The sequence below is a fragment of the Aliivibrio fischeri ATCC 7744 = JCM 18803 = DSM 507 genome (genome assembly GCF_023983475.1).
GTDB classification, from domain to species: domain Bacteria; phylum Pseudomonadota; class Gammaproteobacteria; order Enterobacterales; family Vibrionaceae; genus Aliivibrio; species Aliivibrio fischeri.
Map to the genome: position 1 here is coordinate 363375 of NZ_CP092712.1, position 19608 is coordinate 382982.

General features: G+C 40.0%; 9 protein-coding genes, 2 tRNA genes, 2 rRNA genes and 1 riboswitch. Of the genes, 6 read left to right on the forward strand and 7 right to left on the reverse strand.

The genetic code is table 11. The features are described from left to right. Positions 1–15: 15 nt before the first annotated feature. From AVFI_RS01690 to AVFI_RS01705, 4 genes are all read left to right on the forward strand, one after another. Positions 16–91: transfer RNA gene (locus tag AVFI_RS01690), tRNA-Ala, on the forward strand. 268 nt (positions 92–359) lie between these two features. Then, positions 360–3250, forward strand: a 23S ribosomal RNA gene (locus AVFI_RS01695). 114 nt (positions 3251–3364) lie between these two features. Then, a 5S ribosomal RNA gene (rrf, locus tag AVFI_RS01700) occupies positions 3365–3480 on the forward strand. A 44-nt stretch (positions 3481–3524) separates the two neighbouring features. After that, positions 3525–3601, forward strand: a tRNA-Asp gene (locus AVFI_RS01705). Positions 3602–4006: 405 nt separating this feature from the next. Here AVFI_RS01705 and AVFI_RS01710 read toward each other — a convergent pair. After that, a complete protein-coding gene (locus tag AVFI_RS01710; RefSeq protein WP_041941302.1) occupies positions 4007–5284 on the reverse strand; it encodes a cation:proton antiporter in 1278 nt (425 codons plus the stop codon). A 181-nt stretch (positions 5285–5465) separates the two neighbouring features. On the opposite strand from AVFI_RS01710, the gene metH reads away from it, so the two are divergent. After that, positions 5466–9146 (forward strand): methionine synthase, encoded by a 3681-nt coding sequence (gene metH, locus AVFI_RS01715; RefSeq protein ID WP_188863662.1) that lies wholly within the window; start codon positions 5466–5468, stop codon positions 9144–9146. 66 nt (positions 9147–9212) lie between these two features. On the opposite strand, the gene lysC is transcribed toward metH, so the two are convergent. Continuing rightward, the gene (gene lysC / locus AVFI_RS01720; RefSeq protein ID WP_012533012.1) at positions 9213–10565 is read right to left on the reverse strand and encodes a lysine-sensitive aspartokinase 3; all 1353 of its coding nucleotides are present in this window, start codon (positions 10563–10565) and stop codon (positions 9213–9215) included. Between the two features lie 64 nt (positions 10566–10629). Next, positions 10630–10804: riboswitch (Lysine riboswitch) on the reverse strand. 211 nt (positions 10805–11015) lie between these two features. On the opposite strand from lysC, the gene AVFI_RS01725 reads away from it, so the two are divergent. After that, positions 11016–12128, forward strand: coding sequence for a pyridoxal-phosphate-dependent aminotransferase family protein (locus AVFI_RS01725; RefSeq protein WP_065623431.1), 1113 nt, complete (start codon positions 11016–11018; stop codon positions 12126–12128). 51 nt (positions 12129–12179) lie between these two features. Here the strand turns inward: AVFI_RS01725 and AVFI_RS01730 are convergent, their stop codons facing one another. The 5 genes from AVFI_RS01730 to AVFI_RS01750 all read right to left on the reverse strand — a co-directional run bounded on the left by AVFI_RS01730 (position 12180) and on the right by AVFI_RS01750 (position 19608). Further along, complete coding sequence (locus tag AVFI_RS01730) at positions 12180–13940, reverse strand: PglL family O-oligosaccharyltransferase (RefSeq protein WP_065597590.1); 1761 nt, start codon at positions 13938–13940, stop codon at positions 12180–12182. A 96-nt stretch (positions 13941–14036) separates the two neighbouring features. Beyond that, the gene (uvrA, locus tag AVFI_RS01735) at positions 14037–16862 is read right to left on the reverse strand and encodes an excinuclease ABC subunit UvrA (RefSeq protein WP_054775765.1); all 2826 of its coding nucleotides are present in this window, start codon (positions 16860–16862) and stop codon (positions 14037–14039) included. A 171-nt stretch (positions 16863–17033) separates the two neighbouring features. Continuing rightward, positions 17034–17903 carry a UTP--glucose-1-phosphate uridylyltransferase GalU gene (galU, locus tag AVFI_RS01740; RefSeq protein ID WP_005417439.1) on the reverse strand — a complete coding sequence of 290 codons (870 nt, stop codon included), beginning with the start codon at positions 17901–17903 and terminating at the stop codon, positions 17034–17036. Positions 17904–18083: 180 nt separating this feature from the next. Beyond that, positions 18084–18488, reverse strand: coding sequence for a hypothetical protein (locus tag AVFI_RS01745; RefSeq protein WP_054775767.1), 405 nt, complete (start codon positions 18486–18488; stop codon positions 18084–18086). Beyond that, the gene (locus tag AVFI_RS01750) at positions 18475–19608 is read right to left on the reverse strand and encodes a glycosyltransferase family 4 protein (RefSeq protein ID WP_012533790.1); all 1134 of its coding nucleotides are present in this window, start codon (positions 19606–19608) and stop codon (positions 18475–18477) included. The genes AVFI_RS01745 and AVFI_RS01750 overlap by 14 nt, the downstream gene beginning before the upstream one ends.

The window sequence follows — 19608 nt, forward strand, 5'->3', positions numbered from 1 at the left end:
GATAACATTATATTTGGGGTTATAGCTCAGCTGGGAGAGCGCCTGCCTTGCACGCAGGAGGTCTGCGGTTCGATCCCGCATAGCTCCACCATCTTTAAGTATTCTCATTTGAGAGTCTTTAAAAATGGTTTCGAAAGAAACATTGCTCTTTAACAATTTGGAAAGCTGACTGATTTAAATAACTTACGAGTTATTCAAATCAAAATTTAAAAGTTCTTAATATCCTTTGTTTTACTTTGTAAAACGAAGAACAACACATTCAAGTGTTCTTGTATTTTGAATCCGGCGAAAAACCAGAACTCGCAATGACGAGTTCAACCTTGGTTGTTTATGCCATACGAAACCTCTTGGGGTTGTATGGTTAAGTGACTAAGCGTACACGGTGGATGCCTTGGCAGTCAGAGGCGATGAAAGACGTATTAACTTGCGATAAGCCCAGATTAGGTAGTAAAAACCATTTGAGTCTGGGATTTCTGAATGGGGAAACCCACGTGCATAAGCACGTATCACTACATGAATACATAGTGTAGTGAGGCGAACCGGGAGAACTGAAACATCTAAGTACCCCGAGGAAGAGAAATCAACCGAGATCCCGAAAGTAGCGGCGAGCGAAATTGGGTTAGCCCTTAAGCTTTTAATGAGACAGGTGAAGGCTCTGGAAAGTGCCGCGATACAGGGTGATAGCCCCGTAACCGACATCTCATCATCAGTGAAAACGAGTAAGGCGGGACACGTGATATCCTGTCTGAATATGGGGGGACCATCCTCCAAGGCTAAATACTACTGACTGACCGATAGTGAACCAGTACCGTGAGGGAAAGGCGAAAAGAACCCCTGTGAGGGGAGTGAAATAGAACCTGAAACCGTGTACGTACAAGCAGTAGGAGCACCCTCGTGGTGTGACTGCGTACCTTTTGTATAATGGGTCAGCGACTTATATTCAGTGGCAAGGTTAACCGTTTAGGGGAGCCGTAGGGAAACCGAGTCTTAACTGGGCGTTCAGTCTCTGGATATAGACCCGAAACCAGGTGATCTAGCCATGGGCAGGTTGAAGATTGAGTAACATCAATTGGAGGACCGAACCGACTAATGTTGAAAAATTAGCGGATGACTTGTGGCTAGGGGTGAAAGGCCAATCAAACCTGGAGATAGCTGGTTCTCCCCGAAATCTATTTAGGTAGAGCCTCGGACGAATACTACTGGGGGTAGAGCACTGTTAAGGCTAGGGGGTCATCCCGACTTACCAACCCTTTGCAAACTCCGAATACCAGTAAGTACTATCCGGGAGACACACGGCGGGTGCTAACGTCCGTCGTGGAGAGGGAAACAACCCAGACCGCCAGCTAAGGTCCCAAAGTTATAGTTAAGTGGGAAACGATGTGGGAAGGCTCAGACAGCCAGGATGTTGGCTTAGAAGCAGCCATCATTTAAAGAAAGCGTAATAGCTCACTGGTCGAGTCGGCCTGCGCGGAAGATGTAACGGGGCTAAACTATACACCGAAGCTGCGGCAATACAGTTTACTGTATTGGGTAGGGGAGCGTTCTGTAAGCGGTTGAAGGTGCGTTGTAAAGCGTGCTGGACGTATCAGAAGTGCGAATGCTGACATGAGTAACGATAAAGCGGGTGAAAAACCCGCTCGCCGGAAGACCAAGGGTTCCTGTCCAACGTTAATCGGGGCAGGGTAAGTCGACCCCTAAGGCGAGGCCGAAAGGCGTAGTCGATGGGAAACGGGTTAATATTCCCGTACTTCTTACAATTGCGATGGGGGGACGGAGAAGGCTAGGTGGGCTTGGCGACGGTCGTCCAAGTTCAAGTATGTAGGCTGTATTCTTAGGCAAATCCGGGAATACACTAGGCTGAGATACGATGTCGAGCTACTACGGTAGTGAAGCCATTGATGCCATGCTTCCAGGAAAAGCCTCTAAGCTTCAGATTGTAAGGAATCGTACCCCAAACCGACACAGGTGGTCGAGTAGAGAATACTAAGGCGCTTGAGAGAACTCGGGTGAAGGAACTAGGCAAAATGGTACCGTAACTTCGGGAGAAGGTACGCTCCTAGCGGTGATGAGACTTGCTCTCTAAGCTGCCGGGAGTCGCAGATACCAGGTGGCTGCAACTGTTTATTAAAAACATAGCACTGTGCTAAATCGTAAGATGACGTATACGGTGTGACGCCTGCCCGGTGCTTGAAGGTTAATTGATGGGGTTAGACTTCGGTCGAAGCTCTTGATCGAAGCCCAAGTAAACGGCGGCCGTAACTATAACGGTCCTAAGGTAGCGAAATTCCTTGTCGGGTAAGTTCCGACCTGCACGAATGGCGTAATGATGGCCACGCTGTCTCCACCCGAGACTCAGTGAAATTGAAATCGCTGTGAAGATGCAGTGTACCCGCGGCTAGACGGAAAGACCCCGTGAACCTTTACTACAGCTTGGCACTGAACATTGACCCTACATGTGTAGGATAGGTGGGAGCCTTTGAAGCAAGTACGCCAGTATTTGTGGAGGCAATCTTGAAATACCACCCTTGTATGCTTGATGTTCTAACGTTGGCCCCTTATCGGGGTTGCGGACAGTGCCTGGTGGGTAGTTTGACTGGGGCGGTCTCCTCCCAAAGAGTAACGGAGGAGCACGAAGGTGGGCTAATCACGGTTGGACATCGTGAGGTTAGTGCAATGGCATAAGCCCGCTTGACTGCGAGAATGACAATTCGAGCAGGTGCGAAAGCAGGTCATAGTGATCCGGTGGTTCTGAATGGAAGGGCCATCGCTCAACGGATAAAAGGTACTCCGGGGATAACAGGCTGATACCGCCCAAGAGTTCATATCGACGGCGGTGTTTGGCACCTCGATGTCGGCTCATCACATCCTGGGGCTGAAGTCGGTCCCAAGGGTATGGCTGTTCGCCATTTAAAGTGGTACGCGAGCTGGGTTTAGAACGTCGTGAGACAGTTCGGTCCCTATCTGCCGTGGGCGTTGGATGATTGAAGGGGGCTGCTCCTAGTACGAGAGGACCGGAGTGGACGAACCTCTGGTGTTCGGGTTGTCACGCCAGTGGCATTGCCCGGTAGCTAAGTTCGGAATCGATAAACGCTGAAAGCATCTAAGCGTGAAGCGAGCCCTGAGATGAGTCATCCCTGATACTTTAAGTATCCTAAAGGGTTGTTGGAGACTACGACGTAGATAGGTCAGGTGTGTAAGTGCTGCGAGGCATTGAGCTAACTGATACTAATTGCCCGTGAGGCTTAACCATACAACACCCAAGGGGTTTTGAACGGATTTGAAGTTGCAAGAAACAAATTGAATGTGATTAAGAACACAATATAGCTTTCCAGATACTCTTTATTAAATAAAGAGAAAGAATTTGCTTGGCGACCATAGCATTATGGACCCACCTGATCCCATGCCGAACTCAGAAGTGAAACGTAATAGCGCCGATGGTAGTGTGGGGTTTCCCCATGTGAGAGTAGGACATCGCCAGGCTTTAAATTATGAACACTTGTCAGCGACGACAAGTAGTCCACTGCGGAGTGGTAGTTCAGTTGGTTAGAATACCGGCCTGTCACGCCGGGGGTCGCGGGTTCGAGTCCCGTCCACTCCGCCACTTATTTAAAAAAGCCCTAATCGAAAGATTAGGGCTTTTTTACATCTGTAGAAACAGGAATGAGTGAAGTTGAACACTGCGAAGCGGTAGTTCAGTTGGTTAAGCTTTTTATTGGAGAGCTTAGCTGCCTGTCACGCCGGGGACGTGTTGCTTTCAAGGTTGATAGAAAGTCCCGTAAACGTAGCCACTTATTTGAAAAGGCCCTAATCGAAAGATTAGGGCTTTTTTACGTCTATAGAAACCGAATAAGTGAATGTAGACACTGGGAAGTGGTAGCTCAGTTGGTTAGGCTTTTTATTGGAGAGCTTAGCAGCTTGTTGTATTGGGAACTTTCTGAGAAGGTTTGTTAATTATTTGAGTTAAAAAAAAGAGGCGAACAAGCGCCTCTTCTATTAACTTCAATTTCTACATTTCTTTTTCAAGCTTCTTAGCTTTATCAATCATAGGAGTGATTGTTGACCCTTGTACTAAAATTGAAAAAACAACAACAGAGTAAGTCATTACAAGAATGATTTCTCTAACATCTATATTCTTTTCGGGGATAACCATAATTCCAGCAGGTATAGCTAGCGCCATTGCTAATGCTAAACCGCCTCTTAAGCCGCCCCAAGTTAAAATACGTACTGATAATGGGTTGTAAGTTCTAAATCGATTAAAGCCAATGTATGAGATAAATACACTTAAATAACGGCTTGTTAAAACTAAAGGAATAGAAATTGCCATTAATATCCAATCTTCTTGATGGAATTGGAATAAAAGCATAGACATACCAATTAATAGGAATAGTACGCCATTGAGGAATTCGTCGACAAGTTCCCAGAAGTGATCTAAATGATCTTCACTTTCTTTTGAAAACCCAATAAATCGAGTCCAGTTTCCTATCATAATACCAGAGACAACCATTGCTAGCGGACCTGAAACATGAAGTACTTCTGCTAGAGCATAACCAGCGGTTGGTATACCAATGGTTAATAGTAGCTCCATTGAATGGTCATTGGTTGAACTTATTAGATAATGGAAAACTAGCCCAAGAATAAATCCATAGGCGATCCCACCAATGGCTTCTTGGAAGAATAATGCAGTTACACTTCCTACTGTCGGTGTTTCATGACCGAAAGCAATGGTAAAGAGGGTTACAAAGATAACAAGGCCAAAGCCATCGTTGAATAATGATTCGCCTTCAATTTGAGTTGAGATTCGTTGCGGAGCATTCATCTTTTTAACGATAGCAAGAACGGCTATTGGGTCAGTTGGTGATATTAATGCACCAAATAGTAAGCAGTAAATAAGTTCTAAATTAACGCCGATAACATTACAAATTGCCCATAAAACAAAGCCGATAAAGAATGTTGAAAATAACGTAGCTCCCAAGGCAAGAACCGTTATTTCCCATTTCTGATCTTTTAAATTTTGTAATTTAATACCTAAACCACCAGCAAAAAGAAGAAAACCTAAAATACCTTTTAATAAAAAATCTTCAAAGTTAATGTCGGTTAATGTTTCTGTAGCAACTTCTCTAAGGTTAAACCAGTCATTTTGACCAGCAATGATGATGCCTAATGAAAGCATCATGGATCCGGCAGTAATTGCAATCGTTGTTTGCATTTTTCCTATTTTACTATTGAAAAATGCGATTAACATTGCAGCTGCTGCGAGAAAGCAGAGTGTGTTATATACGGACATTGCTTAACCTCTAGATTCTATTTAATGTAACAAAATGTGATTTATATCATTTTCCGCTCTATTTGATAAATATCAAATTTTATTTTCGTTTTGGTGAAATAAAAATGCTTTTAGACGTCTAGATTTCTATAAAATGTGTGATAGGATTGTAACAGAAACGTATTATGGATGAGGTTGTACCGTGGCAGGAAGCAATATAAAAGTACAAATAGAAAAGCAACTTTCAGAGCGAATTTTATTGATTGATGGTGGTATGGGCACCATGATTCAAGGTTATAAGTTTGAAGAGAAAGATTATAGAGGGGGACGCTTTAATCAATGGCATTGTGATCTTAAAGGTAACAATGATTTATTAGTTCTTTCACAACCACAAATTATAAGAGATATACACGAAGCCTATTTAGAAGCTGGTGCTGATATCCTTGAAACTAATACCTTTAATGCAACAACTATTGCTATGGCTGATTATGATATGGAAAGCCTTAGTGAAGAGATTAACTTTGAAGCAGCAAAGCTTGCTCGTGAAGTTGCAGATAAATGGACAGAAAAAACACCAAACAAACCTCGCTATGTAGCAGGAGTGCTTGGACCAACAAATCGAACTTGTTCTATTTCTCCAGACGTAAATGACCCTGGCTTTCGTAATGTATCGTTTGATGAATTAGTCGAAGCTTATTCAGAGTCAACTCGAGCACTTATTAGAGGTGGTTCAGATCTTATCCTCATCGAAACTATATTTGATACATTAAATGCTAAAGCGTGTTCTTTTGCTGTTGAATCTGTTTTTGAAGAGCTTGGTATTACTTTGCCTGTTATGATTTCAGGGACCATTACCGATGCATCAGGAAGAACATTATCGGGGCAAACAACAGAAGCTTTTTATAATGCATTAAGACATGTAAAACCTATTTCTTTTGGTCTTAACTGTGCACTTGGTCCTGATGAATTACGTGAATATGTAAGCGAGCTTTCACGTATTTCTGAATGTTATGTTTCTGCGCACCCAAACGCTGGTTTGCCTAATGCATTTGGTGAGTATGATTTATCTCCCGAAGATATGGCTGAGCATGTTGCGGAATGGGCAAGCAGCGGATTTTTAAATCTTATTGGTGGGTGTTGTGGCACCACTCCTGAACATATTCGTCAAATGGCTTTAGTTGTTGAAGGTGTGAAACCTCGACAATTACCTGAATTACCCGTAGCTTGTCGTCTTTCCGGATTAGAGCCTTTAACAATAGAAAAAGATTCTTTGTTTATTAATGTTGGTGAACGTACAAATGTTACTGGATCTGCACGTTTTAAACGCTTAATTAAAGAAGAGCTTTATGACGAAGCACTAAGTGTTGCTCAAGAGCAAGTTGAAAACGGTGCTCAAATTATCGATATCAACATGGATGAAGGCATGCTTGATGCTGAAGCATGTATGGTTCGTTTTTTAAATCTTTGTGCATCAGAACCTGAAATATCTAAAGTACCAGTGATGGTTGATTCTTCTAAATGGGAAGTAATTGAAGCTGGATTAAAGTGTATTCAAGGTAAGGGGATAGTTAATTCAATCTCTTTAAAGGAAGGCAAAGAAAAGTTTGTACATCAAGCCAAGTTAATACGTCGTTATGGTGCTGCAGTGATCGTTATGGCTTTTGATGAAGTTGGCCAAGCGGACACTCGGGAGCGTAAAATTGAAATTTGTACCAATGCCTACAATATTTTAGTTGATGAAGTTGGCTTCCCACCTGAAGATATTATTTTTGACCCTAATATTTTTGCGGTTGCTACAGGTATCGATGAACATAATAACTATGCAGTAGACTTTATTGAAGCCGTTGGTGATATAAAGCGAACGCTTCCTCATGCAATGATTTCAGGTGGTGTTTCTAACGTCTCTTTTTCTTTCCGTGGAAATAACTACGTTCGTGAAGCTATCCATGCCGTATTTTTATATCACTGTTTTAAAAATGGTATGGATATGGGCATCGTAAATGCGGGGCAGCTGGAAATATATGATAACGTACCAGAAGATCTGCGTGAAGCGGTTGAAGATGTGGTATTGAATCGTCGAGATGATTCTACGGAGCGTTTACTTGATATTGCAACTGAGTATTTAGAACGAGCTGTTGGTAAAGTTGAAGATAAATCTGCTTTAGAGTGGCGTGACTGGCCTGTTGAAAAACGTCTTGAGCATTCTCTAGTGAAGGGGATAACAGAGTTTATTGTCGAAGATACAGAAGAAGCACGAATCAATGCAGAAAGACCAATAGAGGTAATTGAAGGGCCATTGATGGACGGAATGAACGTCGTTGGTGATCTTTTTGGGGAAGGAAAAATGTTCCTTCCCCAAGTAGTAAAGTCTGCTCGTGTAATGAAACAAGCTGTTGCTCATTTAGAACCGTTTATTAATGCGTCTAAAGAAGTTGGAGCAACAAACGGTAAAATACTTTTAGCAACAGTAAAAGGTGATGTTCATGATATTGGTAAGAATATCGTTGGCGTGGTTTTACAGTGTAATAACTATGAAATAATTGATCTTGGTGTCATGGTCTCTTGTGAAACTATCTTAAAAGTAGCCAAAGAAGAAAATGTAGACATCATTGGTTTATCTGGATTAATAACACCATCATTAGATGAAATGGTCCATGTTGCTAAAGAGATGGAACGACAAGGGTTTGATTTACCATTGTTGATTGGTGGAGCAACAACTTCAAAAGCACATACAGCGGTAAAAATTGAACAAAACTATTCTCAACCTGTTGTGTACGTTAATAATGCTTCTCGAGCTGTAGGTGTATGTACTTCATTACTTTCAAATGAACTAAAACCTTCTTTTGTTGAGAAGCTAGATATTGATTACGAACGTGTTAGAGAGCAGCATAGTCGTAAACAACCGCGAACTAAGCCTGTGACTTTAGAGGTTGCTCGAGCGAATAAAGTCGCTATTGACTGGGCTTCTTATACACCTCCTGTCCCACTAAAGCCTGGTGTACATATATTTGATAACTTTGATGTTTCAACATTGCGTAATTATATTGATTGGACCCCATTTTTTATGACGTGGTCTCTTGTTGGAAAATACCCGAAGATCTTAGAGCATGAAGAAGTTGGTGAAGAAGCCAAACGATTATTTAAAGATGCAAATGATCTATTAGATCGAGTTGAAAAAGAAGGGTTACTTAAAGCCCGTGGAATGTGTGCGCTATTTCCAGCTTCCAGTGTTGGTGATGATATTGAAGTATATACTGATGAATCACGCACTACAGTTGCAAAAGTACTTCATAATTTGCGACAACAAACGGAGAAGCCGAAAGGTTTTAATTATTGTTTATCTGATTATATAGCACCCAAAGAGTCGGGTAAAAATGATTGGATCGGTGGTTTTGCTGTAACTGGTGGTATTGGTGAGCGTGAACTAGCTGATGAATATAAAGCAAATGGTGATGATTATAACGCTATCATGATTCAAGCGGTGGCTGATCGTCTAGCTGAAGCTTTTGCTGAATATTTACATGAAAAAGTACGTAAGGAAATTTGGGGTTACTCTCCTAATGAGACGCTTTCAAATGATGATTTAATCCGTGAAAAATACCAAGGCATTCGTCCTGCTCCTGGTTACCCAGCTTGTCCTGAACATACAGAAAAAGGGGCTTTATGGGAGTTAATGAATGTTGAAGAATCTATTGGAATGTCTTTAACATCAAGCTATGCAATGTGGCCCGGTGCATCTGTGTCAGGAATGTATTTTTCACACCCAGATTCTCGTTATTTTGCGATTGCTCAGATTCAGCAAGATCAAGCCGAAAGCTATGCCGATCGTAAAGGTTGGAATATGCTTGAAGCTGAGAAGTGGTTAGGTCCAAATTTGAATTAATAGTCAATTGACCTTTTAAACTAAAAAATGCCCATTAAATGTAATGGGCATTTTTGTATGTATCAATTATTGTTCAAAAAGTTCTTTGTGCAAGATTTTAACGGCTTGTTTAGATTCAGACTCATGAAGTAAGAAACATAAGTTATGTTGACTAGCTCCATAACAAATCATACGTAAATTAAACTCCTCTAAAGTACCAAATACTTGTTTTGCAGAGCCTTTTGAATGACTCATTTTGTTACCTATTAATGCGATTAAACAAAGATTATGTTCAACTTCAACAGTACACAATTCTTCTAATTCTTTTTGTGCTTCAAGTGGAAGCTCTGGTGCTTTACCATTGGTGTTTGTTTGATCTAAAGTAAGAGCAACGCTTACTTCTGAAGTTGTAATTAAATCTACAGAAATTTGGTATTTAGCTAAAATCTTGAAAACTTCAGCTAAGAAGCCATATGCATGGAACATACTTGGGCTATGCAGTGTTACCATCGTTTGGTTACAACGAAGGGTTAGCGCCCTAAATAAAGGAGTACTATCAACTTTTTCTTTAATCCAAGTGCCTCCTTTTTCAGGTTCTTTTGATGAACCAACAAAAACAGGAATTTGATGACGAAGCGCAGGGAGAAGTGTTGATGGGTGTAAGATCTTTGCACCGTAGTTTGCCATTTCAGAGGCTTCGCTAAAGCTAATTTCTGGAATTGGTGACGCTTTAGGAGCAATGCGAGGATCTGTGGTATAAATCCCAGGTACATCAGTCCAAATTTCTAAACCACATGCATTTACAGACTCAGCAATAAGTGCTGCACTATAGTCACTGCCACCACGGCCCAAAGTCGTTGTATTTCCTTCGCTATCAGAACCAATAAAACCTTGAGTTACCACAATCTGTTGCTGACAAAGTGGTGTCAGTTTTTCTTGAGCTAAACGAGATATATCATTAAGTTGTGGTTCACCTTTTCCAAAACGAGAATCAGTGCGCAAAACAGTGCGAATGTCAAAACGTACTGCAGGGTTTCCTCGCTCAATGAGTAATTGAGTGAATAAGTGAGTAGACATGAGCTCACCACAAGATACGAGATGATCGGTTAATTTATCATTTGATTGGGATGTTGCTGTATCTGCTGCTTTTTCAATATCATTCAATATATCTAAGATAGCTTGCTCTGGAATGAGTGGATCTGCGAGCTGATCTAATACAGAAAAATGAATGGTTTTTAATTCTTCAAGAATTGCTTTTTTTCTGTGATTATCTTGAACGCCATTAGCAAGCTCAACAAGAAGATTAGTAACGCCAGAGCAGGCGCTAATCACTACAAGGTGAGTATTTGGATTTTGTTCAATGACACTTGCACTTTTCGTCATTGCTTCGAAATTTGCAACGCTAGTACCGCCAAATTTGGCAACATTAATAGGGTTCACTATCCTGTCTCCGACTACATCCAGTGTAAAAATAAATGTGAAGAAGCGATAGCAATAAGAGTGGTTTGCTAGAAGCTCTTCACTTAATAAATTAAGTGACAATCGTTAGGATTCAGCCTAAACGACCGACAATCCTACTCCCAATAGGATCATCTCGGCATTACTCTCCCTCACTTATTTGTGTTGGAGTTTGGGCTCCACAAATTAAGCTACCTAGGTAATGCTCCTCTTCTTTATATTTCCAAAATGAAATACGTTTCAATAATGTGCTTTTTTATGAATCAAATGTCAATTGTTGGTAATGCTTTTTTTACTTTTCTTTTGTTTTAAGTAAAAAGTACCTTTATAGGGCTATTTTTCGTAATTAAGTCACTCTAATCAAATAGTCTAATTGAGTTTAATTTTTCTTATGTCTATTCTTTAATCACCTCATATTGATAGGAGTTTATAATGCAAAGTTTTATACCACCGAAAAGAACCCTTATGGGACCTGGTCCTTCTGACATTTCTCCTCAAGTTTTACAAGCATTAAGCCGTCCCACTATCGGTCACCTTGATCCATTATTTATTAAAATGATGGATGAAGTTAAAGAGCTACTCAAGTACGCATTTCAAACTAAAAATGACTTTACTATTGCGGTTTCAGCCCCAGGTAGTGCAGGGATGGAAACATGCTTTGTGAATTTAGTTGAAGAAGGCGAGAAAGTACTAGTATGTCGTAATGGTGTATTTGGTGAACGAATGCGACAAAATGTAGAACGCTGTGGTGGTATTCCTATTATTATCGATGATAAATGGGGTGAACCTGTTTCATTAGATAAAGTCGCGCAAGCATTGGAAGAAAACCCTGATATTAGCGTTGTTGCTTTTGTGCATGCGGAGACATCTACTGGTGTTCTTAGTGACGCAAAAGCGATTGCACAAATTGCGAGACAATATAATTGTTTAACCATTGTGGATGCGGTGACTTCGTTAGGTGGCGTACCTTTGTTAGTTGATGAATGGCAGTTAGATGCGGTTTATTCTGGTTCTCAAAAATGCTTATCTTGTACTCCTGGATTATCTCCTGTTACTTTTTCTGATAAAGCGGTTGCTAAAATGAAATCGAGATCCTCGGTAGTACAAAGTTGGTTTTTAGATCAAAGTTTGGTTCTTGGGTATTGGAGTGGAGAAGGAAAGCGTAGTTATCACCATACTGCACCAGTAAATAGTTTATATGCTTTGCATGAATCACTGTTAATGCTTAAACATGAAGGAATTGAGCAGGCGTGGCAGCGTCATGCTGATTATCACCAAGAGTTAAAACAAGGCCTTGAAGCGTTAGGGATTAAGTTTATTGTTGATGAAGAATATCGTTTACCACAATTGAATGCCGTATATATACCTGTAGGTATTTCTGATATTCAAGTTAGAGAGCAGTTGCTAGAGGAATATAATTTAGAGATTGGTGCAGGTTTAGGCGAGCTTGCTGGCAAGGCATGGCGTATTGGTCTTATGGGATACGCAGCAAAAAAAGAGAATGTCGCATTGTGCTTAAAAGCATTATCTGATGTTTTAAAGTAAATGTTAAATAAAACAGCCACTTAATCCCGTGGCTGTTTATGCTAATAGTTTTTAGTTAGTCATCCGTAATTTCTCATCGAGTTGTACGGATTCAAATTTACTTTTTGGAAAGAGGAATATGGCTTCTCTTCTTATATCTTCCGCTCTTTTTTCATCTCCCAACGCTTGATAAGCAATGATTAAGTTTTGATAAAAAGCAGGTCTTGGTTTGGTTTTTATTAATTCTTGTGACCACTCAATATAGGGTTTAATTAGCTCTGGCTTTTTATTAATAATACCGATTTTTAATTGTGTTGAAAGTACGTCCCAATTGAATCTATCCTCCCACACAACAGGGTTGGTTACTCGACTTAAAATGTCTGGGTTCATTGGTTTTGTGGTTTCAAATTGAGTTAATACCCAGTTTGTATGTAGCGTTGATAGCATATAAAAACCAGTCACAATCGGTAATACTAATGAACTGACACGTAGGGTTATTTTACTGATATCACTGATTCGATATTTTTTGTATTTACAGCTTAATTGGTCAATCCAAAATAAAAGAATAATAAAGGTAAACCAATGAATCATTGAATGATAAAAAGGATACTCTAACTGACTATGAATAAAAATGGGGGCAATTAAAGCGAGTAGAGCAAATTGAGTATCCAGCTTGCTGCGTCGTATCTTGGCTAAAACACCACCTGCGGCAAGTAATAAACCTAAAATAGCGACAATACCACCTTCAACTCCCCAGTATAAGATCTCGTTATGAGGGTGATCCATTGAAGGTAGCCCCGGTTTGTAGTCAGAAGATAATTGATGTTGTTTCGCTGTATAAAGAATGTATTCAGCTTCGTAATTACCGTAACCATAACCTGTGACGGGTTTTTCTAAAAACATATCTAGAGCTTGGGGGAAGGTGTATCTTCTTGGGCTATCTAAATCCGCTTTTTGGCTAGCAAGCGATACCTTTGAAATATCATCATTTTTGGATACATCGAGTAGAGCAAAACTTCCACTAAAACCAATGACTAGCGCTAACAGCCAAGAAATAAAACGCGGTTTAGTACAGTATTTCCACATATAAGGAACAAGCAGAACTAAACTGAAAGTAGCTGATAACCAACCTGTACGAGAAGCTAAAACAACAATTAAAGGTAGAGTGAATATGATTGTTGCGTAGAGCAAAGTTAATGCAATGATATTTTCTCGATACTTTATAGGTTGTCTTGCAAGGAAATAAGAAGCAATGGCTAAACCAGTTACAAGAAAGCTCGCCATAACATTGGGTTGTTGGAAAATGCCATAAGGGCGATTTGCTATTACGTTATAACCAAATGAATTCCCAGCTTCTAAAAACAGATATTGAATATAACCAAATAGAGTTTCAATAAGAACTGAACCAATGATGCACCATAACAGCCATTGCTTCTGTTTATTTGAAAATGAAAACTGTTGTAGAGTAATAAAAAAGAGCAATCCAGCCCATAGGCCTAAAAATTTTCCGGTAGCAAGGTGTGGGGATGCTTCTTGATAAAGTAATGGAATTGATAATAAACATACCGAGATGAATAGTACGATGGTTAATGTCGAAAACTTAAGTATGCCTTGCTTTGCAATATGAAAAAGAGCAATGGCAATGGCGATACTTGCAGGGATCCAAGAAGCGGCATTAAATGCAAGGTGAAGGCCAGAACCGCCAGGGTTTGGCTGAAAAAAGTGGGCACAAACAAAGAAAAGAATGGTAAGGCTGAGTAAAAAAGATTTGGTTAGAGGCTTTTTGATTTTTTTTGCTTCTAATAGGGTGCCTTGAGTTAAGAGCGTAGCCATTTTCCAACTATTTCCTTATATAATAAAGCCAACAAAAATGTTGGCCTTATTCTATCTTATCCATAGGTGAAAGTGCGGACTTTCTGCTGAGTTACGTTATTTTAGCATCGGTTTTAAGAAGCGTGCCGTATGAGAGCCTTCAACTTGTGCAACATCTTCAGGTGTGCCTTCTGCAATGATCTCACCACCGCCTTGTCCGCCTTCTGGACCTAAATCAACAATCCAGTCAGCTGTTTTCACTACATCTAAGTTATGCTCAATTACGACGATTGTATTGCCTCGCTCACGTAGACGATGAAGAACCGTTAATAATTGTTGTATATCATGAAAGTGAAGACCTGTTGTTGGTTCATCAAGGATATACAGTGTTTTACCTGTATCTCGTTTTGAGAGCTCTCTTGCTAGTTTTACACGTTGAGCCTCACCACCAGAAAGAGTCGTTGCAGCCTGACCTAAACGAATATAAGAGAGGCCAACGTCCATTAAGGTTTGTAGTTTACGAGCAATAACAGGAACTGGCTCAAAGAAGGTATGAGCATCTTCAATGGTCATTTGAAGGACTTCATCGATACTCTTTCCTTTGTATTTTACTTCTAATGTCTCACGGTTATATCGCTTACCCGCACACACATCACATGGAACATAAACATCTGGTAGAAAGTGCATTTCTACTTTGATAACACCATCACCTTGGCACGCTTCACAACGTCCACCTCGAACGTTAAAGCTAAATCGGCCTGGTTTATAACCGCGAGATCGTGATTCTGGCGTTCCAGAGAAAAGTTCACGTATCGGTGTGAAAATACCAGTATAAGTTGCTGGGTTTGAACGAGGTGTTCGACCTATTGGGCTTTGATCAATATCGATAACTTTATCAAAATGTTCGATACCTTTAATTTTTTTATACGGAGCTGGCTCTGATGTGGTGGCTCCGTTCAATTGAGTATGAGCAATTTTAAAGAAAGTATCATTGATTAAGGTTGATTTACCTGAACCGGAAACCCCTGTGATACAAGTAAATAATCCCACTGGCAGTTTTAACGTCACGTTCTTTAAGTTGTTTCCTGTTGCTCCAATAAGTTCTACTTGTTTTTTAGGATCGGCCTTAACACGTTCATTTGGTACCGCAATTTTTTTTGTACCATTTAAATATTGGCCAGTTAATGAGTCTGGATTTGAAATAATGGCTTCATAATCACCTTCGGCAACAATATGGCCACCATGAACACCTGCACCAGGGCCAATATCAATAATATGATCGGCACTGCGAATAGCATCTTCATCATGCTCTACTACGATAACTGTATTCCCTAAATCTCGGAGGTGATTTAGCGTTTTTAATAGGCGTTCATTATCTCGTTGATGCAGGCCAATAGATGGTTCATCAAGGACATACATTACACCGACTAGGCCGGCTCCGATTTGACTGGCTAAACGAATACGTTGGGCTTCACCACCGGATAAGGTATCGGCACTGCGTGATAAATTGAGGTAATTAAGGCCAACATTAACCAAAAAGTGAAGGCGTTCGTTAATCTCTTTCATTACTTTATCGGCAATTTGTGCTTTTTGTCCTTGTAACGTTAACGAACTAAAGAAAGCCATTGAGTCTTGAATACTCATTTCGCAGATTTCAGGTAATGTGGTATCACCCACAAACACATTTCTCGCCTCTAAACGTAAGCGTGTACCGTGACAACTTGAACAAGATTGAGTTGAAATATATTTGGATAGATCATCTCGAACGGCACTTGATTCCGTTTCTTTATAGCGACGATCTAGGGTGTTTAGTATTCCTTCGAATGGATGGCGTTTGACTCGTAGATCGCCGCGATCATTACTGTATTGAAATTCAATTTCTTCACTGCCTGAGCCATTAAGAATAATGTTTTGGAATTTTTTTGAGATGGATTTAAATGGTGCGAATAAATCAAAACCATAATGTTTAGCTAATGACCCTAGCATTTGAAAATAGTAATAATTTTTTTGATCCCAACCTTTAATAGCACCTTCTGCGATACTTAGCTTATCGTCTAAAACGACTCTATCGGCATCAAAGTATTGTTGTACGCCTAATCCATCACAAGTGCCACAGGCCCCTGCTGGATTATTAAAAGAGAACAGGCGAGGCTCAAGTTCCTGCATGCTATAACCACAATGTGGACAGGCAAAGTTCGCAGAGAAGATTAAAGGATCGTGTTCGCTGTCATCCATATAATCGACAACCGCAATACCGCCTGTTAATTCCAAAGCAGTTTCAAATGATTCTGCGAGGCGTTGTTGAAGATCATCTCTGACCTTAAAGCGATCAACCACAACTTCAATGGTGTGTTTTTTATGTAATTCTAGTGTCGGAGGATCAGAAAGATCGCAAACTTCTCCATCAATACGAGCCCGAATAAACCCTTGCGCAGCTAGGTTTTCAAGGGTTTTAACATGTTCACCTTTGCGTTCTTTAACAATAGGAGCTAATAGCATCAGCTTTGTGCCTTCAGGCAATTCCAATGCTTTATCTACCATTTGGCTGATGGTTTGTGCGGTTAATTCAACATGGTGCTCAGGGCAGCGAGGCTCACCAATACGAGCATAAAGAAGACGCAAATAATCGTAAATCTCGGTAATAGTTCCAACCGTTGATCTAGGGTTATGAGAGGTGGACTTTTGTTCTATTGAAATGGCAGGAGAGAGACCTTCAATGTGGTCTACATCAGGTTTTTCCATTAGAGATAAAAATTGACGAGCGTACGCTGATAAAGATTCAACATAACGTCGTTGGCCTTCTGCATATAAGGTATCAAAGGCTAAAGAAGACTTACCTGAACCTGAAAGTCCTGTAATTACAATCAACTTATCTCTTGGGATAGTTAAGCTGATGTCTTTTAGGTTATGGGTTCTGGCCCCTCTAACTTCAATTTTATCCATGGGAGTCTCACTGCAATAAAAATAACTAAGGGTTAAGTATTGCACAGAGTAAGAAAACAGAAAAGCATTTTACTGGATAAAAAAACAGTGTAGTGATGATGGGATTAGAGAGGTGAAACAAAACGCCCCATGTCTAAACATGGGGCGTTATTATTTATTTAAGTGTTAGGGTTATTTTTTACCCGTTACTTTTTTTGCTAATTCTGATGATTTTTTATCTTTTAGATAAATGTTTTCATAACAGTGGTTCGTTGCTTCGATATAACCTTCAACGCTGCCACAGTCAAAACGCTTACCTTTAAATTTATAAGCTAAAACACAGCCTGATTGTGCTTGTTTTAGTAGAGCATCGGTGATTTGAATTTCACCGCCTTTACCTGGTTCTGTTTGCTCGATTAATTCAAAAATATCAGGAGTTAGGATGTAACGACCAATAATAGCTAGGTTGCTTGGTGCTGTTCCTGGCTCTGGCTTTTCTACCATGTTATCAACACGGTATAAATCATCTTTGATCATTTCACCAGAAATCACACCGTATTTATGTGTTTCGTTGTCTGGTACTTCTTCTACAGCAACGATAGAACAACGGAATTGCTTGTATAAAGCAACCATTTGAGCCAATACGCCTTGCTCTTCGTTCACACATAAGTCATCAGCAAGTACAACTGCGAAAGGTTCATCACCTACAAGTTCACGACCGGTTAAAATTGCATGACCTAAGCCTTTCATTTCACGTTGACGAATATAAGTGAAATGAGCTGAATCAATCAGTTCACGAACATCTTCAAGAAGTTCTTCTTTGTTTGTACCACTGATTTGGTGTTCTAATTCGTAGTTTTTATCAAAGTGATCCATTAAAGAATGTTTACCACGACCAGTAACAATACACATACCGTCCATACCAGCATTGATTGCTTCTTCAACACCGTATTCAATAAGAGGCTTGTTTACAACAGGCATCATTTCTTTTGGCATTGATTTTGTTGCTGGTAAAAAGCGTGTGCCGTAGCCTGCGGCAGGAAATAAACATTTTTTGATCATAATTCAGTCCTAGAAAGACAATATTTAAAAATTTAATGGAGGCTTCATTTTGAGCCTCATTATTATCGACGCAGTTTATCGACTTAGGTGCATGAAATGAAGTGCTTTCATCAAAAATAGAGCTCCGTATCATTATTAATGTGATTTTCTCTTTAATAAGCATGAAAACCACATGTAAAACTAATGCTGCATTAACTCTTTAAACCAATCCCAAACACCAAAAGAAAAGTTATGGAAAATATCAATTCCTAAGGCCGATTTGATCAGATACAAAGCAAAAACAGCTAGCCCTAATATACAAAAAATGCCGATAGATATAAGAAAGGTAAGCATTAATAATGCAAAAGGGGATTCTTTACGTAACTGCTGTCGATAATCTCGTCCGAGAAGGAAAACGAAAAAGTAGCGCTTATTAAAAACAGAAATACTTTTTCTAATATCAACGCGATTATTTGAACCTAACCCCGTCGCAATGATCGCGCGTTCAATGGATTCTTTTTGTTCTTCAGTGAGCTCATCAATGACATTCTCATCTAAAGATGAGTAGAAATGCTCAAGTAACTTTTGTTGTTTATGATTGTTCACTTGATGCCTTCTTAGTTAACGCGTTTTGATATACCGCCATAGTTTGAGTCGCTATTTTTTCCCAGTCGTAGTATTCAAGATAGGATGCATAATTGATGTTGCTATATTCATTTTTAGCATGCTGAACGAGTTGTACTGTTAACTCTTCGGTATTACCAACAGAAAAATATGTATCTGGAGTTAGTTTCACCTCTAAGTTAGCCGGAATATTACTGACAATTGCAGGTAAAGAATAAGACATAGCCTCAAGTAGAGCGATAGGCAAGCCTTCATGATATGACGGCATTACAAATGTTTTTGCTTGAGAGAAAATGGCTTGCAGTTCGTCACCTTTTAAAAAACCAGTAAGAATGACGCCATCAACATCTCTTGCTTGTTGTTTGAGTTTTTCACTATAAGGCGTAGGGTGATCGGTATCGCCCATAATAACCAATGGAATATTAAGGTTAGCTTGTTGGTAAGCATTAATGAGGTCATGAAACCCTTTCTCTTCAACAAACCGGCCTACTGCAACAAAGTAACTTCCTGCTGTGAGTGAAAATTTAGATAGAGTAGAGTCTATTTTTTCTTGCGGCAATTGTGTAGGTAGTTTCACACCATTATAAATAAGGTGAGCATCGTAGCGATTGTATTTTTCTTTGATGATGTTATTGATTACTTCTGAAATAACAATAACTTCATTTGCGTAAGTAGCCGCTAACTTTTCACCTAATTGAAGAATGCGTTTGGCAAACCCTCCCCATTTTTGACGGTCATAATCAGGACCATGGTGGGTGAAAACAACTTTTTTTCCTAATAAGCGCAATAAGGGAACAACGAGTCCTGGTCCTATTGCGTGTACGTGTACAACTTTAGAACCGTCAAATAGTGTGGTTAACGATGCGAGTGTTGAATGAATTATCGCTTCAAGGGATTTTTTCTTAGGAGCCCAAACGGCTTTAGTTTGAACCCCTTGATATGAGGATATTTTATAGTCCACATAAGGTGAGCGTGCTATTACGCAGATATCATTATTAAATTGACGATGAATTTCAGGATAAAGGTGTTGGCAATGAGTTTCTACGCCACCTAATACATTAGGGATGCCTCTAGTGCCAATGACGGTGATTTTTTCTGTCAT